Raw genomic sequence first — 16,742 nt, 5'->3', positions numbered from 1 at the left:
TTCATCGGTATATGCATAATTAATAAGATGCGTTATTATTAATACGGAGCTTGGATTCCTCGCTTCGCCCGGAATGACAAATATTTCTTTGAAATATCTGCTTCATTTTTAAAGCCGTACAATTTTATCGGAGATAAAATCTTTGCGCCTTAAAACATATCGTTGTTAAACCTTTTGCGTCTTTGCGTTTTCCAACAAGAAAGTAACATTACTGTGCAATCTTATCATTCATCAATTACCAATTATCACTCATCAACTTAGCCCCGATAGCAGCGGTTACCCCGGAACATAAGTGGGAGAGTCGGAGGCAAGGGTGTGGGATAGTGGGGCGTGAGGAGTATGAGCGGATAGCGGGAAAAAGCTTCTGAAAAAATAATTTATGCGTAAGTTGCTGAAAATTTATGAGATAAAAACACGATGGATAAAAGAAAAATTGAATTGTAAGAAAAATATTTTAAATTTATTAAAGTAAAACCAAAAGGCTAGCCGTCATATCAGTATGGAGGTTGTCGAAAAAATAACAATGCCACAGAAGGAGAAAGAAAGCATCATCTCACAGACCGTTTCCAACTACGGAGGGAAGCTGATGTCTTATATTCGTCCGAAAGTGAAAAACACGGAGGATGCGGAAGATATTCTGCAGGAAGTGTGGTATCAGTTCAGTAGCCTTACGAATCTTTCTGAGATCGTAAACGTTGGGGGCTGGCTGTACAGGGTGACGGCGAATAAGATCACAGACCGTTACCGGAAAAAGAAAACAGAAAATCTTGAAGATTTCGTATATGAAGATGAAGACGGCAGTTTTTCTATCAAGGATATCCTTTTGATGGATGAAAGTGCCGGTCCTGAAGTGAAGATGTTTCAGGATGAGATCTGGAAAAAACTGTTTGAAGCACTTGATGAACTTCCCGAAAAACAAAGGCTGGTCTACGTAGAAAATGAACTGAACGACAAAACCCTCCAGGAGATCGCCGATGAACAGGGAGAAAACATCAAAACCATCATCAGCAGAAAAAACTATGCTGTGAAGCACTTAAGAAACAGATTGAGAAAATTATACGAAGATTTAAAAAGTTAGAAAAAGAAATTATGAATCATAAACACAAAAAGGGTTGGATTTTTTTATTGCTGTGCCCGCCATTGATTTTAGCTGCCGTTACATGGATTGTCATGATGCTTTGGAACTGCCTTCTTCCGGAGATTTTAGGAGCAAAAACAATTACTTTCTGGCAGGCCATGGGAATACTGATCTTAAGCAAAATTCTTTTCGGAGGTTTCCACTTTGGTAAAGGAGTGAGAGATTTCAAGGAAAGAAAGATGAGAGAAAAAATGGCAGGTTTATCTCCTGAGGAAAGAGAGAAATTTAAAGAAGTCTGGAGAAATAAATGCTCCGGTGGATTCTTCAACAGAAATAACGAATAATCTGAAATTTTTAAAGAAGTAGTAAAGTAAAAATCAGCATTCATTCGTCTCTATAAAAAACAAGAAGTAGTAAAATTTAAAATTTTGAAAAAATGAAAAATTCAGCATTAAAAGGGGCTCTTGGAGCATTAGCCGTTGCAGGTGTAGCCTTAATCGCTAAAAAAGCAATACAAAGAAGAAGATTTATCAAAGGTATTTTTGATGAGTACGGAATCAAAGAAAAGTCACCTTTCGGACTGGCAGATAAGATCAGAGAAATGAATGAGGAAGACTATCAGGAACTGAAAGGAAAATTCAAAAAAGAATTCCGTTCAAGATGCTGCAAGAAGGATCATATGTGTGAAGCATAATCCATACAGGACTAAATTGAAATTGTTACATTCCGGCTCGGGAAGCGAAGCTTCCCGAGCCGGAATTTTTATATAAAATAGTCCCAGTAAAGACTTTTTAACACTATATTTGTTTCTTTCTAATTAAAAGCTATTTCCGGTTATGATGAGGTTTAGAAATATTTCGATTGTCATATTTTCATTTTTTTCGATCGTATTGTTTGGTCAAAAGTCACTACAAAAGCAATATGTTTTCTTTTTACACAATAAATTTTTGGAAGACCATTCTTTTGAAGAAAAGCATCCCCAATATGGTGTTGCAGAATATGAGACAATACTCAACAAGCTGAGAGATCAAAATACGGTTGTTATTTCTGAGAAAAGAAAAGCGGGTACAGATCCATCTGTGTATGCTGAAAAGGTAAAGAAACAGATTGATAGTCTCCTGAAAAAAGGAATTCCAGCCGGAAGAATAACAGTGGTAGGAACTTCTCAGGGAGGTTATATTGCACAATATGTCTCTTATTATGAAAAGAATCCGCAATTGAAGTTTGTCTTCATCGGAGCTAGTTTCAAAGATGATTCTTTGGAAAAAGATAAAAATTTCAGATTGTATGGAAGGATTCTTTCCATTACGGAGAGATCAGATGACGGACATGTGCCAATGTCGTATGAACAGCGGTTCGTCAGATCTCACCTAAAAGATTTTAAAGAAATAGAACTTAATACGGGACTGAACCATGGCTTTCTTTTCAAAGCACTCGATGAGTGGATTGCTCCCACTAAGAAATGGGTTTCCAGTAAATAATTACGGTCGGTCTATGACCATTCTGTTCTTATGATTGAAGTTACTACGAAATGATCTGCGTAATCTGCGAGATCTGCGGGAAATATCTTTAATATGAAGCTGAGATTCCTTGCTTTGCTCGGAATGACAAACTCGCCGTTGAAATTTTATCGGAGATAAAATCATTGCGCCTTAAAAATATGCTGGCAGCTATAAAAAACTTTGCGCCCTTGCGTTTTTCCAACCAATAAATTCCGAGCTATATTGAGATGGCTTCACCTGCAGTTCGCAATGACTTTTTGATCCATATTTTCAACAAAAAATTACCGTAAACATCAAACGCAAAGAAAAATAAATCCTTATTTTTGTATTGCTCAATGAAAGATTACTACTATTTTCTCGGTATATCACAGGATGCTTCGGAAGAAGACGTCAAAAAAGCCTATCGTAAACTGTCTTTAAAATATCATCCCGATAAAAATGACAATGACGACTTTTTTGCAGACCGTTTCCGTGAGATTCAGGAGGCCTATGAGACCTTAAGTGATCGCGCACTCAGACGTACTTATGATCAGAATCTGGAAAATCATCAGCGAAGTTTCAGGTATAATATTCCGCCAGTCATCAAAACTTTTACAGCGAATAAAATTCATGCGAAAAAAGGAGAGGAGATTATCATCAACTGGCAGACGAGCAATGCTGATGTAGTAAAGGTATTGCCTTTTGGATTGGAAAAGCCGTATGGAGAGAGGATCTTCAAGATCACAGAATTTAAGGACGGAAAATTCCAGCTTCTGCTTCATGCAACGAATTCTCTTTTGCACAAAACGGTTGTTCAGGGAATCACCATCACAGAAGTTTTTGAAAATGATTCTGAAAAGTTCAAAAACTCGGTGGAAGAAATGTTTAAGCAGCAGCCCAGTACAAGAATTAACAAATCAGGTCAGCCTAAGATTATGATGCTGATCTGGGGAATTATTATTCTGGCAATTGCGATCTATATGCTGATCAAAAATTTCAGCTAGTTTATGCCATTTTCTTTCTTCCCGGGCATTTTTTACATCTTTTCCCTTTTTTGAATTTTTTACAACAGGATTTCTTTTCACAGAACATCTCTTCGTTATTGAATGAGTAAGGTGCCAATGGCGGAACTTTAAATGGGACAATCATATTCATGCTGCAAATATATTAATTTAGAATAAATATAATTAATAAAATTTCATAAAATTCTTACAACCTGATGAATAGCAGTAGCAAATTACTTTAAAGAGTTTTAGTGGAATTAAATTTGAACGGCAGACACTTTCAGTATAAGTATAAAAAATAGATGTTAAATACATTATATTTTTAAAAAAAATCGTTTAATAGATTCAATAATAAATGTGAAATTTATTGATGATATACACTAATTTAATAATAAACAAAGAACTTAATTATATATAAATTGATGGTTTTCCTTGTGTATTATGTATAGAATAATGGTTATTTTTGATGAAATTAATGTTAACCTTATCATAATTTACGAAATGCAAATTGTGAGAAAAGTCACAAATAGATGTGTGAATTATCACCTCTCTGGTACTCTTGTGAAATCATTCAAAAAATTGTAATTTTACCCATCTTTTTACAAACAAAATCTAATAAATAAAAATGAATACAGAACAGTTTGTGAGCCGTCACATTTCCCTTAATGAAGCCGATAAACAGGCGATGTTGGAGAAACTTGGCGTTTCTAGTATTGAAGAGTTAATTTCTCAAACCATCCCTTCTTCTATCCGTTTAGAGAAAGATCTTGAGATCTCGGAACCACTTTCTGAATACGAAATGTTGAACCACTCAAAAGAATTGGCATCTAAAAATACTGATTATACAAGTTATATCGGATTCGGATACCACAATACCCTTTTGCCTTCAGCAATCCAGAGAAATATTTTTGAAAACCCTAGCTGGTATACAGCGTATACTCCATATCAGGCAGAAATTGCACAGGGAAGACTTGAAGCTCTTCTTAATTTCCAGACTGTCGTATGTGATCTTACTGGTTTTGCACTGGCAAACGCATCTTTATTGGATGAATCTACGGCTGCTGCTGAAGCAATGCATATGTTCTTCAACAACAGATCTAAAGACCAGAAAAAAGCAGGAGCTAATAAGTTCTTCATTTCTGATCTTGTTCTTCCTCAAACCGTTTCTGTATTAAAAACAAAAGCTGAAGGGTTAGAAATTGAGATTGTAGTAGGAGATCATAAAACACACCAGTTTGATGGTTCTTATTATGGCGTTCTATTACAATATCCTGGTAAAAACGGAATCGTTTTAGACTATACTGAAGATATCGTAGAATATAAAAAACTTGATTTTCAGGTAGCAGTGGCTTGTGACCCGATGGCTTTGGTTAAACTAAAGTCTCCGGCAGAAATGGGTGCTGACTGTGCCGTAGGAACTACGCAGAGATTTGGTATTCCATTAGGATACGGAGGACCTCACGCAGCTTTCTTCGCTTGTAGAGAAGATTATAAAAGAGATATTCCGGGAAGAATTATCGGGGTTTCTCAGGATATGTACGGAAGACGTGCTTTAAGAATGGCATTACAGACCAGAGAGCAGCACATTAAAAGAGAGAAAGCTACTTCAAACATCTGTACAGCCCAGGTTCTTTTGGCTGTAATGGCAGGTATGTATGCTGTATATCACGGTCCGAAAGGATTAAACTATATCGCTGATCAGATTCACTTTAAAGCCAATGCTTTAAAAGGAGGTCTTAAAGCACTAGGGTATCAGGTAGTGGAAGAGCCAATCTTCGATACTGTGAAAATCACGATGCCTGAAGAAGAGAAAGCAAAGTTAGTAAGACTGATGCTTGATCACAGATTAAACTTAAACTATTTCACAGAAGGAGTAGTAAGCATTGCAATCAACGAAAGTACAACATTAGACAAATTAAACTATCTGATGGCTTCTTTCGCTCAGTTTAAAGACAAGCAGACTTTCAAATTAGAAATCAAAGAAGGATACAGCATTCCGGAAGAAAACTTAAGAAAAGACGAAATTCTTACAGAATCTGTATTCAACAAATACCACACGGAAACAGAATTGATGCGTTATATCAAGCGTCTTGAGAGAAAAGACTTATCATTGACCCACTCAATGATTTCTTTAGGATCTTGTACTATGAAACTGAACGCAGCGACTCAAATGTTACCGCTTTCATGGGAAAACTGGGGAGCAGTTCATCCATTCGTACCTGTGAACCAGGCTGAAGGATATCAGGAAATGATCCGTGAACTGGAGAAAGATTTAGCAGAAATTACAGGTTTTGCAGGAACTTCTCTTCAGCCAAACTCCGGAGCTCAGGGAGAATACGCAGGATTAATGGTGATCAGACAATATCATATCTCAAGAGGTGACCACCACAGAAATGTAGTATTGATCCCTCAGTCTGCACACGGTACCAACCCGGCTTCTGCTGCTATGGCAGGAATGAAAATCGTAGTCGTGAAAAACCTTGAAAACGGGGAGATCGACTTCGAAGATCTTAAAGCTAAAACAGAACTTCATTCAGCTAACTTATCTGCTGTAATGATCACTTATCCTTCTACTTATGGATTCTTTGATGCCAACATTAAAGAAATTACCAACCTTATCCATGAGCACGGAGGACAGGTATATATGGATGGTGCGAACATGAATGCTCAGGTAGGATTTACAAGTCCTGGAAATATCGGAGCTGACGTTTGCCACCTTAACCTTCACAAAACTTTCGCAATTCCTCACGGAGGCGGAGGTCCTGGAGTAGGTCCGATCTGTGTTGCTAAACACTTAGTACCTTTCCTTCCTTCCAATGCAAATATCAGAATTGGTTCTAAAGAAGCAATTGACGGTATTTCTGCAGCACCTTACGGCTCAGGATTGATCCTTAACATTTCTTATGCTTATATCAAAATGTTAGGAACTGAAGGTCTTAAAAAGGCTACAGGACATGCCATCATGAATGCTAACTACCTGAAAGAAATTTTAGCAGAGCATTTCCCAATCTTATATTCAAACGAAAACGGAAGAGTAGCTCACGAATGTATCGTAGATTTCCGTCAGTTCAAGTCTTTAGGAATTGAAGTAGCTGATGTGGCGAAGAGATTGATGGATTATGGTTTCCATGCTCCTACCGTTTCTTTCCCGGTTGCAGGTACACTAATGATTGAGCCTACAGAATCTGAAAGCAAGGCTGAAATTGATCGTTTTGCTGAAGCGTTGATCTCTATTAAAAAAGAAATCGATGAAATTGCAAACGGTGAAGCAGATGCAACAAACAACGTATTGAAAAATGCTCCTCATACAGAACAGCTGGTAATCTCAGATTCATGGGATAAACCATACAGCAGAGAAAAGGCAGCTTATCCGTTAGAGTGGGTAAGAGACCACAAATTCTTCGCTTCTGTATCAAGAGTAGATGAAGCTTACGGAGACAGAAACCTGGTATGTACTTGTGAGCCGATTGAAGCTTATATGTAATCTCAGTTTTTTAACGATAAAAAATCCCTTTCATTAATGAGAGGGATTTTTGTTTTTATTGAGTATTTTCTGTGCAGTAATCGTCATTGCGGGCGTAGCGAAGCAATCTCTTTAACGCAAATGTCGCGAGGATTTTTCGAGAACTAATTGTTTCAATGTTCGCAGAGGCGTTCCACTCAGCAAAGGTTAAACGATGTGTTTTTTCGACAAATTACGAGATTTGTACGTTCATTGTCATTGCGAGCGTAGGGAAGCAATCTCAACTTTACTAATTAATTCCATTTTGCAGCAAAAGCAACAATTGCAAAATAAATAGCAAGCATCATAATATTTGTAAAAAGATTGACTAAGAAGAATGGTAATAATAATTTCCAGCCCTTCTGTTTTGTTTTCAATGAAAGCCAGTAAAATGGAAATTCAATAACCAGAGTTGCTCCAAAACTGTACAAGAAACCAATAAAAAATCCTCCCAGTTCATATTCGCCTACCCTTGATTTCATACCCCAAAAGTCTGGATATCCGTTTACCAAAGAAAAATGAGGTGCAATGAAATAGTAACCTACAAACATAGAAACATAGTTGGCTGCAATGATCAGCCACTTTCTGTTTTGGAGATTGAATTTTTCTACAAGAAGTTTACTTTCAAAGGTTCCGATGATGAAGTTGATCCAGATCAGATGTAAAAAGCTAAACCAAATCATGGGAGAACCTGCATTAGCTAAAAGAAAATTGGGAATCAGTAAGATGATTAGCAGTAGATAGTTTTGGTTATTGGTTTGGATCATATAATAAAAAGGATGAAATTTAAATGTAGAATATTTATTGTGAAATGTTCGCGTTCTGTGATAAAAGTAAACAATTCTATTGAAGTATTGGGGAAAACAGTCTGGATGATCGGAATTGAGTATTACAAATGATGAAGTCTTTATTCGAATAGTTTGTACTTCTCTCTATAGTCTCCTTTTGGCTTAAAATGCCCCGTTTTTTGATCGTAAAGAAAAATATATTCTACAGGAATTTTTTTGTATGGGTTATCAACAGAATAACTGACTTTCCTGCCATTGATTGTTGTGTTGTCATACCAGAATCCATCCGGTGTACGCCTCTGGATCAATACAAGTTTTCCTGTGAAAGCAATATCATTAAATCCGTCATTATTGTAGTCTTTAATTTTTAATTGCAGCTCATACGGTTCATAAATTTTGTTGTCTTCATGAGCATCATATGTTCTGACGTTACCCCCATAGACATCTTCTAAAGAGTCTGCTGTTATTTTGTAAATTTCATGACCTCCGTTTCCATGTGCTGTGACCGAGGTTGCCAGTAAGTACGGATTTTGTTTTGGGAAAATAGAAACAAATTGAGACCGTTCTGCTGATAAAATTTTAACAAGCTTCCCTTCTTGTGTTAATAAGAGTTGATTTTTCCAGGGATATCCAGAATTTGGTCCTGTCTTCCAGTTGTATTCAACAAAGTAATACTCCTGATCTGAACCATTGATTTTCACCTTTTTGAATACCGTTATCTTTTCACCTTTTTGCTGAACAGGACTTTCATGGACATGGAGATCAAAAGCTTGCTGAAGATTTTCGATAAATTTTGAAGAGTCTTTAATTAAAGGGTAATCCGCAAGATATTCAAGCGGGATAGACATTGTAAGGTTGGGATTCTCTTTGTCTGTCTGTTGAACATTTTCTTTTTTGTGAGTACAATTCAAAATGAGCAAAGATAAAAGCGCTGACAGGAATGTTTTTTTCATTAGGGTTATTAGTTACGAAAGAGAAATTTTTTGAAATTTATTATATTTTAATGAAATGCCAGTCATTTAATTAAAATTTTTAAAACAAAATCACCTCCCAAAAACTGAGAGGTGCTTAGTATTTAAATTCCGGTTTTTTATCTTCGTTTAAAACTATACGCCAGCAAAATAGCAAAGCCCATAGTAACGCAGGTTATAATTGAAATGGTTTCAATGGAAATTCCACTTTTCATCTGTGTGTTTTCTTTTTCACATGAAAAAAAGAATAATAATGTCATGAACAGACATACCGATAGTAATTTTTTATCCATAAATGTATTTGTTTGGTTACGAAATGTTTATAGCAAAAAGTATACCGGATTTGTAGACTTTTAAAATATGTTCTATAAGAATTTACGTTATGACAAATAGTTAATTTTATGGACAATATTTTTTATTAATCCACGGTTTCCAAAATAGCAAAGGGAATGATTGATCAAAAATGCTGAAAAGGGAAGTAGATTACCGAAAAACTCTCTAAAATAAACCATGGTAATAATGAAAAAAATAACAGAAATAAGATTTAGCTTCCATAGGTTGACTTTATAGGTCAGTGTTTTGTTGTTTTCATCATACCTAAATTTTCCACTATCAATTAAAGATAAATAGTCCCAATTGGATCTTTCTTTGAAAAGACCTTCATTAAAAGAAACAAATCCAGGTCCGTAAAGAATATTTTGAACCTTTTTCTTACTTAACAGATCACGCACTGTGCAGATAACCTTATCTGAGGTTTTATCTTTTGTAATTTCTCTCTCAAAAGTATAAGTAAATGGGAACATATAGTTGTAAGCTTAGTTATTTGTTTTTCCTTCATCCCAATAATAAGTGTCCGGATAGATTCTTGCTCCAAAAACAGCAGTCCCCACCCGTACAATCGTGGCGCCTTCTTCAATGGCCGTTTCCAGATCGCTGCTCATTCCCATGGAAAGCTCTTTCATTTCTACGTTGGGGATATTTTCGGTGATGATGTCCTGCTGAAGTTTTTTCAGGATTTTAAAGCATGCTCTTACTTTCTCAGTTTCAGCACTGAATAAGCCAATCGTCATCAATCCCTTTATCTTTAAAGTAGAGTAGTTGGAAATCTTTCGGGTAAGTTCAATAGCCTGATCAGGATTAACTCCAAATTTGCTTTCTTCATTGGATGTATTCACCTGAATCAAAACATCCATTGTTCTGTTTTCAGCCAATAGTCTTTGATGAAGTTTTTCAGCAAGTTCCAGACGATCCAGAGACTGGACGCAGGTAACATCATATTTCAGGATATCTTTTATTTTATTGGTCTGAAGATGGCCTATAAAATGATTTTCGTGAGGAATGTCTTTCAGGTCTTCATATTTCTCCTTCAATTCCTGTACTTTGTTTTCTGCAATTAATTCCTGTCCGTTTTCCAAAGTAATTTTGATACGGTCTGCAGAAACAGTTTTAGTAGCGAGCAATAACCTGACATCATCAATATTCCTTCCGGATTGCTCACAGGCCTTTCTTATTCTTTCATTGATCAAAGTGAGGTTGTGGAGAATATCTTCTTTCATGATGGGATAATTTCTTTAGCCTCCAGTTTTTTTATTAAAGCAGCTTTGACGGCGGTTAAAGCATGGTCTTTAGCTTCAGCAAAAGAAACAGAGTATTTTCTTTCAATCGTTCTCAAATCTTCCGGAAACTTTGCTAACAATTGATTGTAGTACGAATCCAGAATTTCAGCGGAAGGCATTTCATAATTAATTTTTAGCTGGAAACGTCTTAAAAGGGCAGTATCAATAATCTCAGGATGATTGGTGGCACAGATTAAAAGCGCATTTTCAGGATAATAATCAATCAGCTGAATCAAAGTATTAACTAATCTTCTCATTTCGCCTACATCTTTATCATCGCTGCCTCTTGCTTTTCCGATCTGATCCAGTTCGTCAAGGAAAAGTACTGACCTTTCTCTGGCGGCTTTGTCAAAAATCATTTTGATATTCTGGGACGTTTCCCCGATACGGGAAGAAACAATATTACTAAGGTTTAAAATAATAATATTTTTTCCCAGAGCATTGGCAATGGCCTTGGCTGTCATTGTTTTTCCACATCCGGAACTTCCTTCAAGCAGAATCTTATGGTTAACCGGCAGGCCGTATTCCTGCAGTTCCTTAACATAAGCATGCTCCTTGATAAGCTGTACAAGCTGTTCCCTGTTGTTTGCGTTGAGAAATACTTCGTTAAGATTTACCTGTTCTTTGTCTTGAATAATAAGGTTGTACAGATTCATAATGACAATTAAAAATATTGAGTAAACAAAGATAAAGCTTTATTGGATGTCAAAAAGAATCCTGAAAAATAATAAACAGCTGGTCCAGCGTAAAATGGATTATAAATGATGAATGGCCGCTAACGAACAAAGCAGCATATTCTGTAAATATTCCTAAACATCGCTGAAAATCCTCGGAATCTGTGGGAAATACACCTTTTACATTTTACAGAAATCTCCTGATAAAAAAAATAAAGCCAGACTTGCGACCGGCTTTATTCATTGGATATTAAAATTTGTTATGAAACTAAGATCTTTCTGCTTATGTTTTTGGACCCTTTTACCCGATGGGTAAAAGAGCGATCTGATCTCTCAGACTAAAAACATAAAACAATATAATTAGTATAGATTTTCTATAGGCTTGTTTTGTTTTAAGATTAGTTTCTTTCTCTTCTTACTGTCATGAAATATGATGTAATTACGACTAAACCTGTTGCGATACCGATATAAGTTATCATTTTGTATTATTTTTAATTATTTGACTTTTTTTTATCAATCTTTCAATTGCAATATTACTACTTTCAAATCATGTGCCAAAGTAAAATACTATGATGTTTATCAGTGTATTAGCGTGTTTCAGGTTCATGTAATGGTGAATTTTTGTTTACAGTAAATTAATATATTATTTGGAATTTATTAATACTTTTATTATTCTATCTGTAAAATTATGTGAATGTGTTAATCGTTTATCGACTTCCATATTGGACTTGATAAAACAAATAATAAATAATGCTTAGCATAATATTGTTTTAAAGCGTATTTTTTGAACGTTAATTTTTTACTTCATACAGATTTTTATGTTAATAAAATTTATTTTTAACACTGATTTCTATGTTGGAATTTTTGTCAGCTGTCATATTTCATGTCAGAGAGAAATAGAAGTTTGTGTCACAACTGAAAATAAGACTGTCTGCTGACTGATGGCTTGGATGCCTTGTTTTTGAATTACCCGGAGGCTTTTACTACTTTTGTATAAAGAATGAATTTATGGGACGCAGTTATATTTTTCTTGCCTTAGCAATCATATTTGAAATTATTGCTACTACTTTTCTAAAAAAATCTGAGGAATTTTCCAAACTATGGCCATCTGTAGTAACAGTTGCCGGATATGCCTGCGCTTTTTATTTTTTAAGCCTTACCCTTCGTCAGATTCCTGTAGGAATTACCTACGCCATCTGGTCCGGCGTAGGGATTGTATTTATAACGATGATCGGAGTGGTAGCCTTCAAACAGATACCGGATCTGCCGGCTATCATTGGTATTGCCCTGATTGTAACCGGAGTGATTATTATCAATGTATTCTCAAAAATGGGAACTCATTAAACAATAATATCCTGCTGCATTTGCTGTTGCTTCCAATGTTCAGACCTTTTTTTGTATAAAAAGAACTTACCCAGTTTATATTTGAACTTTAAAAAGCCCCTGAACTCAATGCCGTCAAACAAAGTAAAAGGAATAGAAGGATTTTCAGCAAGAGACTGTTTTATGCCCTTACTGAAGACAGTAGGACCAGTAGTAGCATGTACATCATTCGGATACCGGTGATTATTGATATTATCAAGCATCAGTTCTAATGTCTTCTTAAGAAAAGGATGGTTTTTATTAAAAATAAGTCCCCATTGCACATATAAATTGGCATGTCTTTCCGCACTGATCACCGCTTCGTCACTTTCTTTGATAAGTTCACGGAAAGGCTTTACGATACTGCTGTCAATATCCAGATAGATGCCTCCTTTTTTATATAAAACAGCGTACCTGAAAAAGTCAGCTTTTGCAGCGCCAATTGTCAGTTTATGGTAGGTTTCAATATAGTTGGGAGGAAATTCTTTTATGAGAAATTTTTCAATATCACTGTCATCATAAAAGAAATAGCTGTATTCCGGGTTCTTCCTTTTCATATTCCAGATGTGATATCGTGTTATCAAAGGAAGTTTTTTAGTTTTAAAAGTCTGAAATATTTGTTTGGGTACTGCCATGTCCTGTTTTTAATAATCCTTATACAAATTCTTAAATCCTTTTCATCAGTGATGTGCATGCAGTAATAAGAGTTTTCATAAGGAGGAGGGAATTCCTGAAATTTGAAACAGCTTATGCCGGCTTTGTTTTTTGATTGTATTTTGAAGAAATGGTTAAAAGCCGGAAGAAGAAAATTTTAATTTTTTTTTAATCTCCCAGATTGTAAATTTTAATAATAAGTTCAGATATTGTAAAATCAGTTTTCTTTTTTTAATGGCTGAATGATGGATTGGAAAAAATTGAAGGTGAAAATCCTGTCGTAGAATATATCCAGGCTGTTTTCAATAATTGCATCAGTGTAGCAGGCGGTATCAGGCACAAATGTTTCCTCTACAAAAACAAACCAGAGTTCTGAGAGCCCAAATCTTCTTCTAAACTCTTCAGATGTATTGCTGTCGGGAACGGCAGAATGTTTCAGGTCACAAAACAGAATTCCTTTTTTCTTCCCTTCATGGTTTACAATATTAATGGAATGATGCAGATAGCTGAGAATTTTTATTTTTGCATCAAAACATTCTATAAAATGATGAAGATCGATAAGCTGTATTACTTTTTCTTCCTGTTGAGAAGCTGTCATAAAAAAACATTCCTGTGATATTTCCTGAGTCAGTTCCTGAAAAGTGGTTAATTCCATATGTGTTCATTTACAACACAAAGAAATAGAGAAAAGGAGAACACAAATTAGTTTTTATACAAAATGGCTGGTATTTTATACAAAATCCTGAAGGATGATCATTGGTATAATAAAATACCGGTTTTGTATAATAAAACAACTTTAATTTCCGTTATTGCCTATTTTTGTAATAAAATGAGCCTGCCATATGAAATATAGCCCTTGGAAATTTGAAGAAACCTTTGTGATCGATTTTCTGGTGGAAGCGAAATATGGATTCCGAAGGCATCTGCTGTTCCTGATCTTCTTTTTCTTTTTACTGTACAGCGCAAGATTCTGGCACTGGTATTCCGGAATATATCAGTACTATGTATTATTCTTTGTGTATGTGATTCTGATCGCAATGGTCTACATTAATATATATGTATTGGTTCCCCGGTTTTTCTTTAAAACAAAATATGTCACTTATCTTGTACTGCTGGTTCTTATGGGTGTGGTGGGACTTAATTTCATCGGGTATGGCTTCAAAACCTTCTTTGAAGAATTCAGGGTGAAAAATATTCTCAGAGAAAATGAAAAGGGAGGAATCTATGAAGGTGTTCTGATGTGCATTCCGATTATTATGACAACCACAACCATCAAACTGCTGCAGAAATGGATCAGTGATAATAAAAGAATCAATGAACTGAGCAATCTTACCCTGAATATGGAACTGAACGAATTGAGAAACCAGATCAATCCGCATTTTTTGTTCAACATGCTGAATAATGTAAAAGCATTGATCCGAACAGATCCGGCCAAAGCATCTGTAGTCATTGTAAAACTTTCCGAGTTTCTGAGATATCAGCTGTATGAAAACAGCGAAGAAAAAACGTTGCTGACTTCAGAGATTGATTTCCTGTCCAATTTTTTAAATCTTGAAAAAATAAGACGGGACAATTTCTCTTTTGACATTCAGGTCAATATTGATCACAGAATAATAAGCAGTACCTTTATTCCTCCGAATCTGTTTACCACTTTTGTAGAAAATGCGGTAAAACATAGTGTGGATCTTAGTGGAAGAGAATCCTGTGTGAAAATAGAAATCAATATCGATAATCGGCTGCTTTATTTCAGATGTGTGAATTCAAGAAGTGCAGGTTATCTTCCTGCGGACAAAAGGAGCAGTGGACTTGGGCTCGCCAATATCACAAGAAGACTGGAACTTCTTTATAATGATACTTTTGATTTGAAGATAGAATCTGATGATACAGAATATAGTGTAAATTTAAAAATTCCCGTGTGATGAATTGTATTATAATTGATGATGAACCTCTGGCAAGATCCGAGATGAGATCGCTGATCGCTGAAATTTCCGGTATCGGTATCCTTGGGGAATTTTCCAATGCGCTTTCTGCTCTCGAATTTCTTAAAGATAATGAGGTAGATCTTATTTTCCTTGATATAGAAATGCCTATGGTAACAGGTCTTGAATTTGCAGAAATGCTTCCGAAAAAATCACTGATCATTTTTACAACTGCCTATTCCCAGTATGCCCTGAAAAGCTATGAACTGGAAGCAGTAGATTATCTTTTGAAACCTATTGATCCTCAAAGGCTGGAAAAAGCAATTGATAAAGCGGTACTTTACACCGAACTTTTATCTAAGAATACCGTGAAAAATACGGTAGAATCTAATACCGCAGACTTCCTGTTCATAAAGGCAGAACGCAGGTTCTATAAAATCAGTTTTTCAGATATCAAATTTATTGAAGGGCTCAAAGACTATGTCGTTATTCATACAAAGCAGCAAAAGCTGATCACTGCAATGAATTTGAAAACCATTCATCAGAAGATTTCCGGGGAAACCTTTATCAGAGTCAGCAAATCCTACGTGGTGAATATGAATTATATAGATTCATTTGACAATCATAATATATACATTGAAGATTCCGAAATTCCTCTTGGTGAAGTCTACCGCTCCGAGTTTTTTACAAGATTTGCGGGAGGTCTTCTCAACTCAGACTAATACATGAGTAATAGGTAATGAGCTATAATATCAGTCAAATGATTAGAAAATTGGTGTAAATCTGTGTAATCAGTGGAAAAAAATAGCTAAGCCCGTTAGACAAATAAAAACAATCAACGGCTTCAGCCAAAACATAAAAATAGCGGTTTATTCAATAAAGCTTCTGATCCTTTTCACAATAAAAACTTCTTCTTTTTCCTACGCCGGTTTGTTTCTTAACCAATTTTTGTCCACAAACCGGACACACCGATTTTGTATGAACCAGCCAGTGCTTTTTCAGAACAAATTCTCTTTTCCATTTCAGAAAATCGAAACTGTAATTTCTGGCTTCAGCGATTAATTCTTTTCTTTTTTTAGCTGGAAGATTACCCACTAAGCTTTCCGGCTGTACGCCAATCCTGAAAAGAACCTCATTTTTAATAATATTTCCCACACCCGAAAAAATATCCTGATTCATCAATGCATCACAAACCATCATTTTCGGATTGGATTTCAATTTCTCTTCTGCTTTTTTGGGATTCCACTGATCGCTCATCACATCGGCTTCCCAATCAATGCTGGAGAGAAAATCAAGATCTACGGATTTCACAGAGCAGGTATAAAAATAAATACTTCCGGTAGCGAAAAACAAGGCTAAACGCAAACTTTTATCCGGCTTGGTCTGCTCATCAATGCTATAAGAGCCAAACATTAATAAATGAATCCGGATGGCTGCTTTTTCAAAAACGAGGTAAGTCTGTTTTCCAAAAGTACGGATTTCGAGAAGAGTCTGGCCAATGAAAGAATCTTTCTCAAATTGGGCATTCCCTGAAACTTCTGTCACTTGCTGTCCTGCAAATGGCTGCAGGCTTTCTTTCATTAATATGATGGATGGACCTTCAGGCATACGTTTGTTTTGAGATAAAGATTCAAATAATATTCCATAGCTGAATAAAACCTGATTTTTATCCCAAAACAAACCTGTTTAAAAT

18 protein-coding genes are annotated in these 16,742 nt (G+C 35.6%); 9 read left to right on the top strand and 9 right to left on the bottom strand.

What is annotated here, in order from left to right; all coding sequences use genetic code 11:
- The first annotated feature begins 523 nt into the window (after positions 1–523).
- From V0410_RS06780 to V0410_RS06760, 5 genes are all read left to right on the top strand, one after another.
- Positions 524–1,078: an RNA polymerase sigma factor gene (locus tag V0410_RS06780; protein ID WP_228406519.1), complete on the top strand. Its 555-nt coding sequence runs from the start codon at positions 524–526 to the stop codon at positions 1,076–1,078.
- Between the two features lie 11 nt (positions 1,079–1,089).
- Positions 1,090–1,422, top strand: a complete 333-nt coding sequence (locus V0410_RS06775; RefSeq protein ID WP_047433535.1) for a hypothetical protein — start codon at positions 1,090–1,092, stop codon at positions 1,420–1,422.
- Positions 1,423–1,514: 92 nt separating this feature from the next.
- Positions 1,515–1,772 (top strand): hypothetical protein, encoded by a 258-nt coding sequence (locus tag V0410_RS06770; protein ID WP_330746830.1) that lies wholly within the window; start codon positions 1,515–1,517, stop codon positions 1,770–1,772.
- Positions 1,773–2,025: 253 nt separating this feature from the next.
- The gene (locus V0410_RS06765) at positions 2,026–2,559 is read left to right on the top strand and encodes an alpha/beta hydrolase (RefSeq protein WP_330746829.1); all 534 of its coding nucleotides are present in this window, start codon (positions 2,026–2,028) and stop codon (positions 2,557–2,559) included.
- Between the two features lie 356 nt (positions 2,560–2,915).
- Positions 2,916–3,563 carry a J domain-containing protein gene (locus V0410_RS06760; RefSeq protein WP_330746828.1) on the top strand — a complete coding sequence of 216 codons (648 nt, stop codon included), beginning with the start codon at positions 2,916–2,918 and terminating at the stop codon, positions 3,561–3,563.
- Position 3,564: 1 nt separating this feature from the next.
- Here the strand turns inward: V0410_RS06760 and V0410_RS06755 are convergent, their stop codons facing one another.
- Positions 3,565–3,714 (bottom strand): hypothetical protein, encoded by a 150-nt coding sequence (locus V0410_RS06755; protein ID WP_164723264.1) that lies wholly within the window; start codon positions 3,712–3,714, stop codon positions 3,565–3,567.
- A gap of 474 nt (positions 3,715–4,188) precedes the next feature.
- Between V0410_RS06755 and gcvP the strand changes: the two genes are divergently transcribed.
- A complete protein-coding gene (gene gcvP / locus V0410_RS06750) occupies positions 4,189–7,047 on the top strand; it encodes an aminomethyl-transferring glycine dehydrogenase (RefSeq protein WP_330746827.1) in 2,859 nt (952 codons plus the stop codon).
- Positions 7,048–7,319: 272 nt separating this feature from the next.
- On the opposite strand, the gene V0410_RS06745 is transcribed toward gcvP, so the two are convergent.
- The 5 genes from V0410_RS06745 to V0410_RS06725 all read right to left on the bottom strand — a co-directional run bounded on the left by V0410_RS06745 (position 7,320) and on the right by V0410_RS06725 (position 11,096).
- Positions 7,320–7,832, bottom strand: a complete 513-nt coding sequence (locus V0410_RS06745) for a hypothetical protein (RefSeq protein ID WP_202838600.1) — start codon at positions 7,830–7,832, stop codon at positions 7,320–7,322.
- A gap of 140 nt (positions 7,833–7,972) precedes the next feature.
- Positions 7,973–8,806, bottom strand: coding sequence for a hypothetical protein (locus V0410_RS06740; protein WP_330746826.1), 834 nt, complete (start codon positions 8,804–8,806; stop codon positions 7,973–7,975).
- 137 nt (positions 8,807–8,943) lie between these two features.
- On the bottom strand, positions 8,944–9,117 hold the full coding sequence (locus tag V0410_RS06735; protein WP_185114222.1) for a hypothetical protein: 174 nt from the start codon (positions 9,115–9,117) through the stop codon (positions 8,944–8,946).
- Between the two features lie 522 nt (positions 9,118–9,639).
- The gene (locus tag V0410_RS06730) at positions 9,640–10,380 is read right to left on the bottom strand and encodes a YggS family pyridoxal phosphate-dependent enzyme (protein ID WP_330746825.1); all 741 of its coding nucleotides are present in this window, start codon (positions 10,378–10,380) and stop codon (positions 9,640–9,642) included.
- A complete protein-coding gene (locus tag V0410_RS06725) occupies positions 10,377–11,096 on the bottom strand; it encodes an AAA family ATPase (protein ID WP_330746824.1) in 720 nt (239 codons plus the stop codon). Before V0410_RS06725 ends, V0410_RS06730 begins: the two co-directional genes overlap by 4 nt.
- 1,026 nt (positions 11,097–12,122) lie before the next feature.
- Here V0410_RS06725 and V0410_RS06720 point away from each other — a divergent pair.
- Positions 12,123–12,458: a DMT family transporter gene (locus V0410_RS06720; protein ID WP_330746823.1), complete on the top strand. Its 336-nt coding sequence runs from the start codon at positions 12,123–12,125 to the stop codon at positions 12,456–12,458.
- Here the strand turns inward: V0410_RS06720 and V0410_RS06715 are convergent.
- Together V0410_RS06715 and V0410_RS06710 are read right to left on the bottom strand one after the other, a co-directional pair.
- Positions 12,455–13,111: a glycosyltransferase family 32 protein gene (locus V0410_RS06715; protein WP_330746822.1), complete on the bottom strand. Its 657-nt coding sequence runs from the start codon at positions 13,109–13,111 to the stop codon at positions 12,455–12,457. The genes V0410_RS06720 and V0410_RS06715 overlap by 4 nt on opposite strands.
- 236 nt (positions 13,112–13,347) lie before the next feature.
- The gene (locus V0410_RS06710) at positions 13,348–13,785 is read right to left on the bottom strand and encodes a hypothetical protein (RefSeq protein ID WP_330746820.1); all 438 of its coding nucleotides are present in this window, start codon (positions 13,783–13,785) and stop codon (positions 13,348–13,350) included.
- A gap of 187 nt (positions 13,786–13,972) precedes the next feature.
- On the opposite strand from V0410_RS06710, the gene V0410_RS06705 reads away from it, so the two are divergent.
- Positions 13,973–15,049 carry a sensor histidine kinase gene (locus V0410_RS06705; RefSeq protein WP_330746819.1) on the top strand — a complete coding sequence of 359 codons (1,077 nt, stop codon included), beginning with the start codon at positions 13,973–13,975 and terminating at the stop codon, positions 15,047–15,049.
- The gene (locus V0410_RS06700; protein ID WP_202838607.1) at positions 15,049–15,771 is read left to right on the top strand and encodes a LytR/AlgR family response regulator transcription factor; all 723 of its coding nucleotides are present in this window, start codon (positions 15,049–15,051) and stop codon (positions 15,769–15,771) included. Before V0410_RS06705 ends, V0410_RS06700 begins: the two co-directional genes overlap by 1 nt.
- Before the next feature lie 151 nt (positions 15,772–15,922).
- Here the strand turns inward: V0410_RS06700 and V0410_RS06695 are convergent, their stop codons facing one another.
- On the bottom strand, positions 15,923–16,657 hold the full coding sequence (locus tag V0410_RS06695; RefSeq protein WP_330746818.1) for a DNA-formamidopyrimidine glycosylase family protein: 735 nt from the start codon (positions 16,655–16,657) through the stop codon (positions 15,923–15,925).
- Positions 16,658–16,742: the final 85 nt, after the last annotated feature.

The organism is Chryseobacterium sp. CP-77 (genome assembly GCF_036362765.1).
In the GTDB taxonomy this organism is placed as follows: domain Bacteria; phylum Bacteroidota; class Bacteroidia; order Flavobacteriales; family Weeksellaceae; genus Chryseobacterium; species Chryseobacterium cupriresistens.
This window is presented reverse-complemented; position numbering and strand designations above follow the sequence as displayed.

Excerpts from the sequence above, each read along its gene's own strand:
- V0410_RS06705 (WP_330746819.1), top strand. The coding sequence starts at position 13,973 with ATGAAATATAGCCCTTGGAAATTTGAAGAAACCTTTGTGATCGATTTT.
- V0410_RS06695 (WP_330746818.1), bottom strand. The coding sequence starts at position 16,657 with ATGCCTGAAGGTCCATCCATCATATTAATGAAAGAAAGCCTGCAGCCA.
- V0410_RS06760 (WP_330746828.1), top strand. The coding sequence starts at position 2,916 with ATGAAAGATTACTACTATTTTCTCGGTATATCACAGGATGCTTCGGAA.
- V0410_RS06725 (WP_330746824.1), bottom strand. The coding sequence starts at position 11,096 with ATGAATCTGTACAACCTTATTATTCAAGACAAAGAACAGGTAAATCTT.
- V0410_RS06720 (WP_330746823.1), top strand. The coding sequence starts at position 12,123 with ATGGGACGCAGTTATATTTTTCTTGCCTTAGCAATCATATTTGAAATT.
- V0410_RS06730 (WP_330746825.1), bottom strand. The coding sequence starts at position 10,380 with ATGAAAGAAGATATTCTCCACAACCTCACTTTGATCAATGAAAGAATA.
- V0410_RS06745 (WP_202838600.1), bottom strand. The coding sequence starts at position 7,832 with ATGATCCAAACCAATAACCAAAACTATCTACTGCTAATCATCTTACTG.
- V0410_RS06700 (WP_202838607.1), top strand. The coding sequence starts at position 15,049 with ATGAATTGTATTATAATTGATGATGAACCTCTGGCAAGATCCGAGATG.
- V0410_RS06710 (WP_330746820.1), bottom strand. The coding sequence starts at position 13,785 with ATGGAATTAACCACTTTTCAGGAACTGACTCAGGAAATATCACAGGAA.
- V0410_RS06735 (WP_185114222.1), bottom strand. The coding sequence starts at position 9,117 with ATGGATAAAAAATTACTATCGGTATGTCTGTTCATGACATTATTATTC.
- V0410_RS06755 (WP_164723264.1), bottom strand. The coding sequence starts at position 3,714 with ATGAATATGATTGTCCCATTTAAAGTTCCGCCATTGGCACCTTACTCA.
- V0410_RS06770 (WP_330746830.1), top strand. The coding sequence starts at position 1,515 with ATGAAAAATTCAGCATTAAAAGGGGCTCTTGGAGCATTAGCCGTTGCA.
- gcvP (WP_330746827.1), top strand. The coding sequence starts at position 4,189 with ATGAATACAGAACAGTTTGTGAGCCGTCACATTTCCCTTAATGAAGCC.
- V0410_RS06715 (WP_330746822.1), bottom strand. The coding sequence starts at position 13,111 with ATGGCAGTACCCAAACAAATATTTCAGACTTTTAAAACTAAAAAACTT.
- V0410_RS06775 (WP_047433535.1), top strand. The coding sequence starts at position 1,090 with ATGAATCATAAACACAAAAAGGGTTGGATTTTTTTATTGCTGTGCCCG.
- V0410_RS06780 (WP_228406519.1), top strand. The coding sequence starts at position 524 with ATGCCACAGAAGGAGAAAGAAAGCATCATCTCACAGACCGTTTCCAAC.
- V0410_RS06740 (WP_330746826.1), bottom strand. The coding sequence starts at position 8,806 with ATGAAAAAAACATTCCTGTCAGCGCTTTTATCTTTGCTCATTTTGAAT.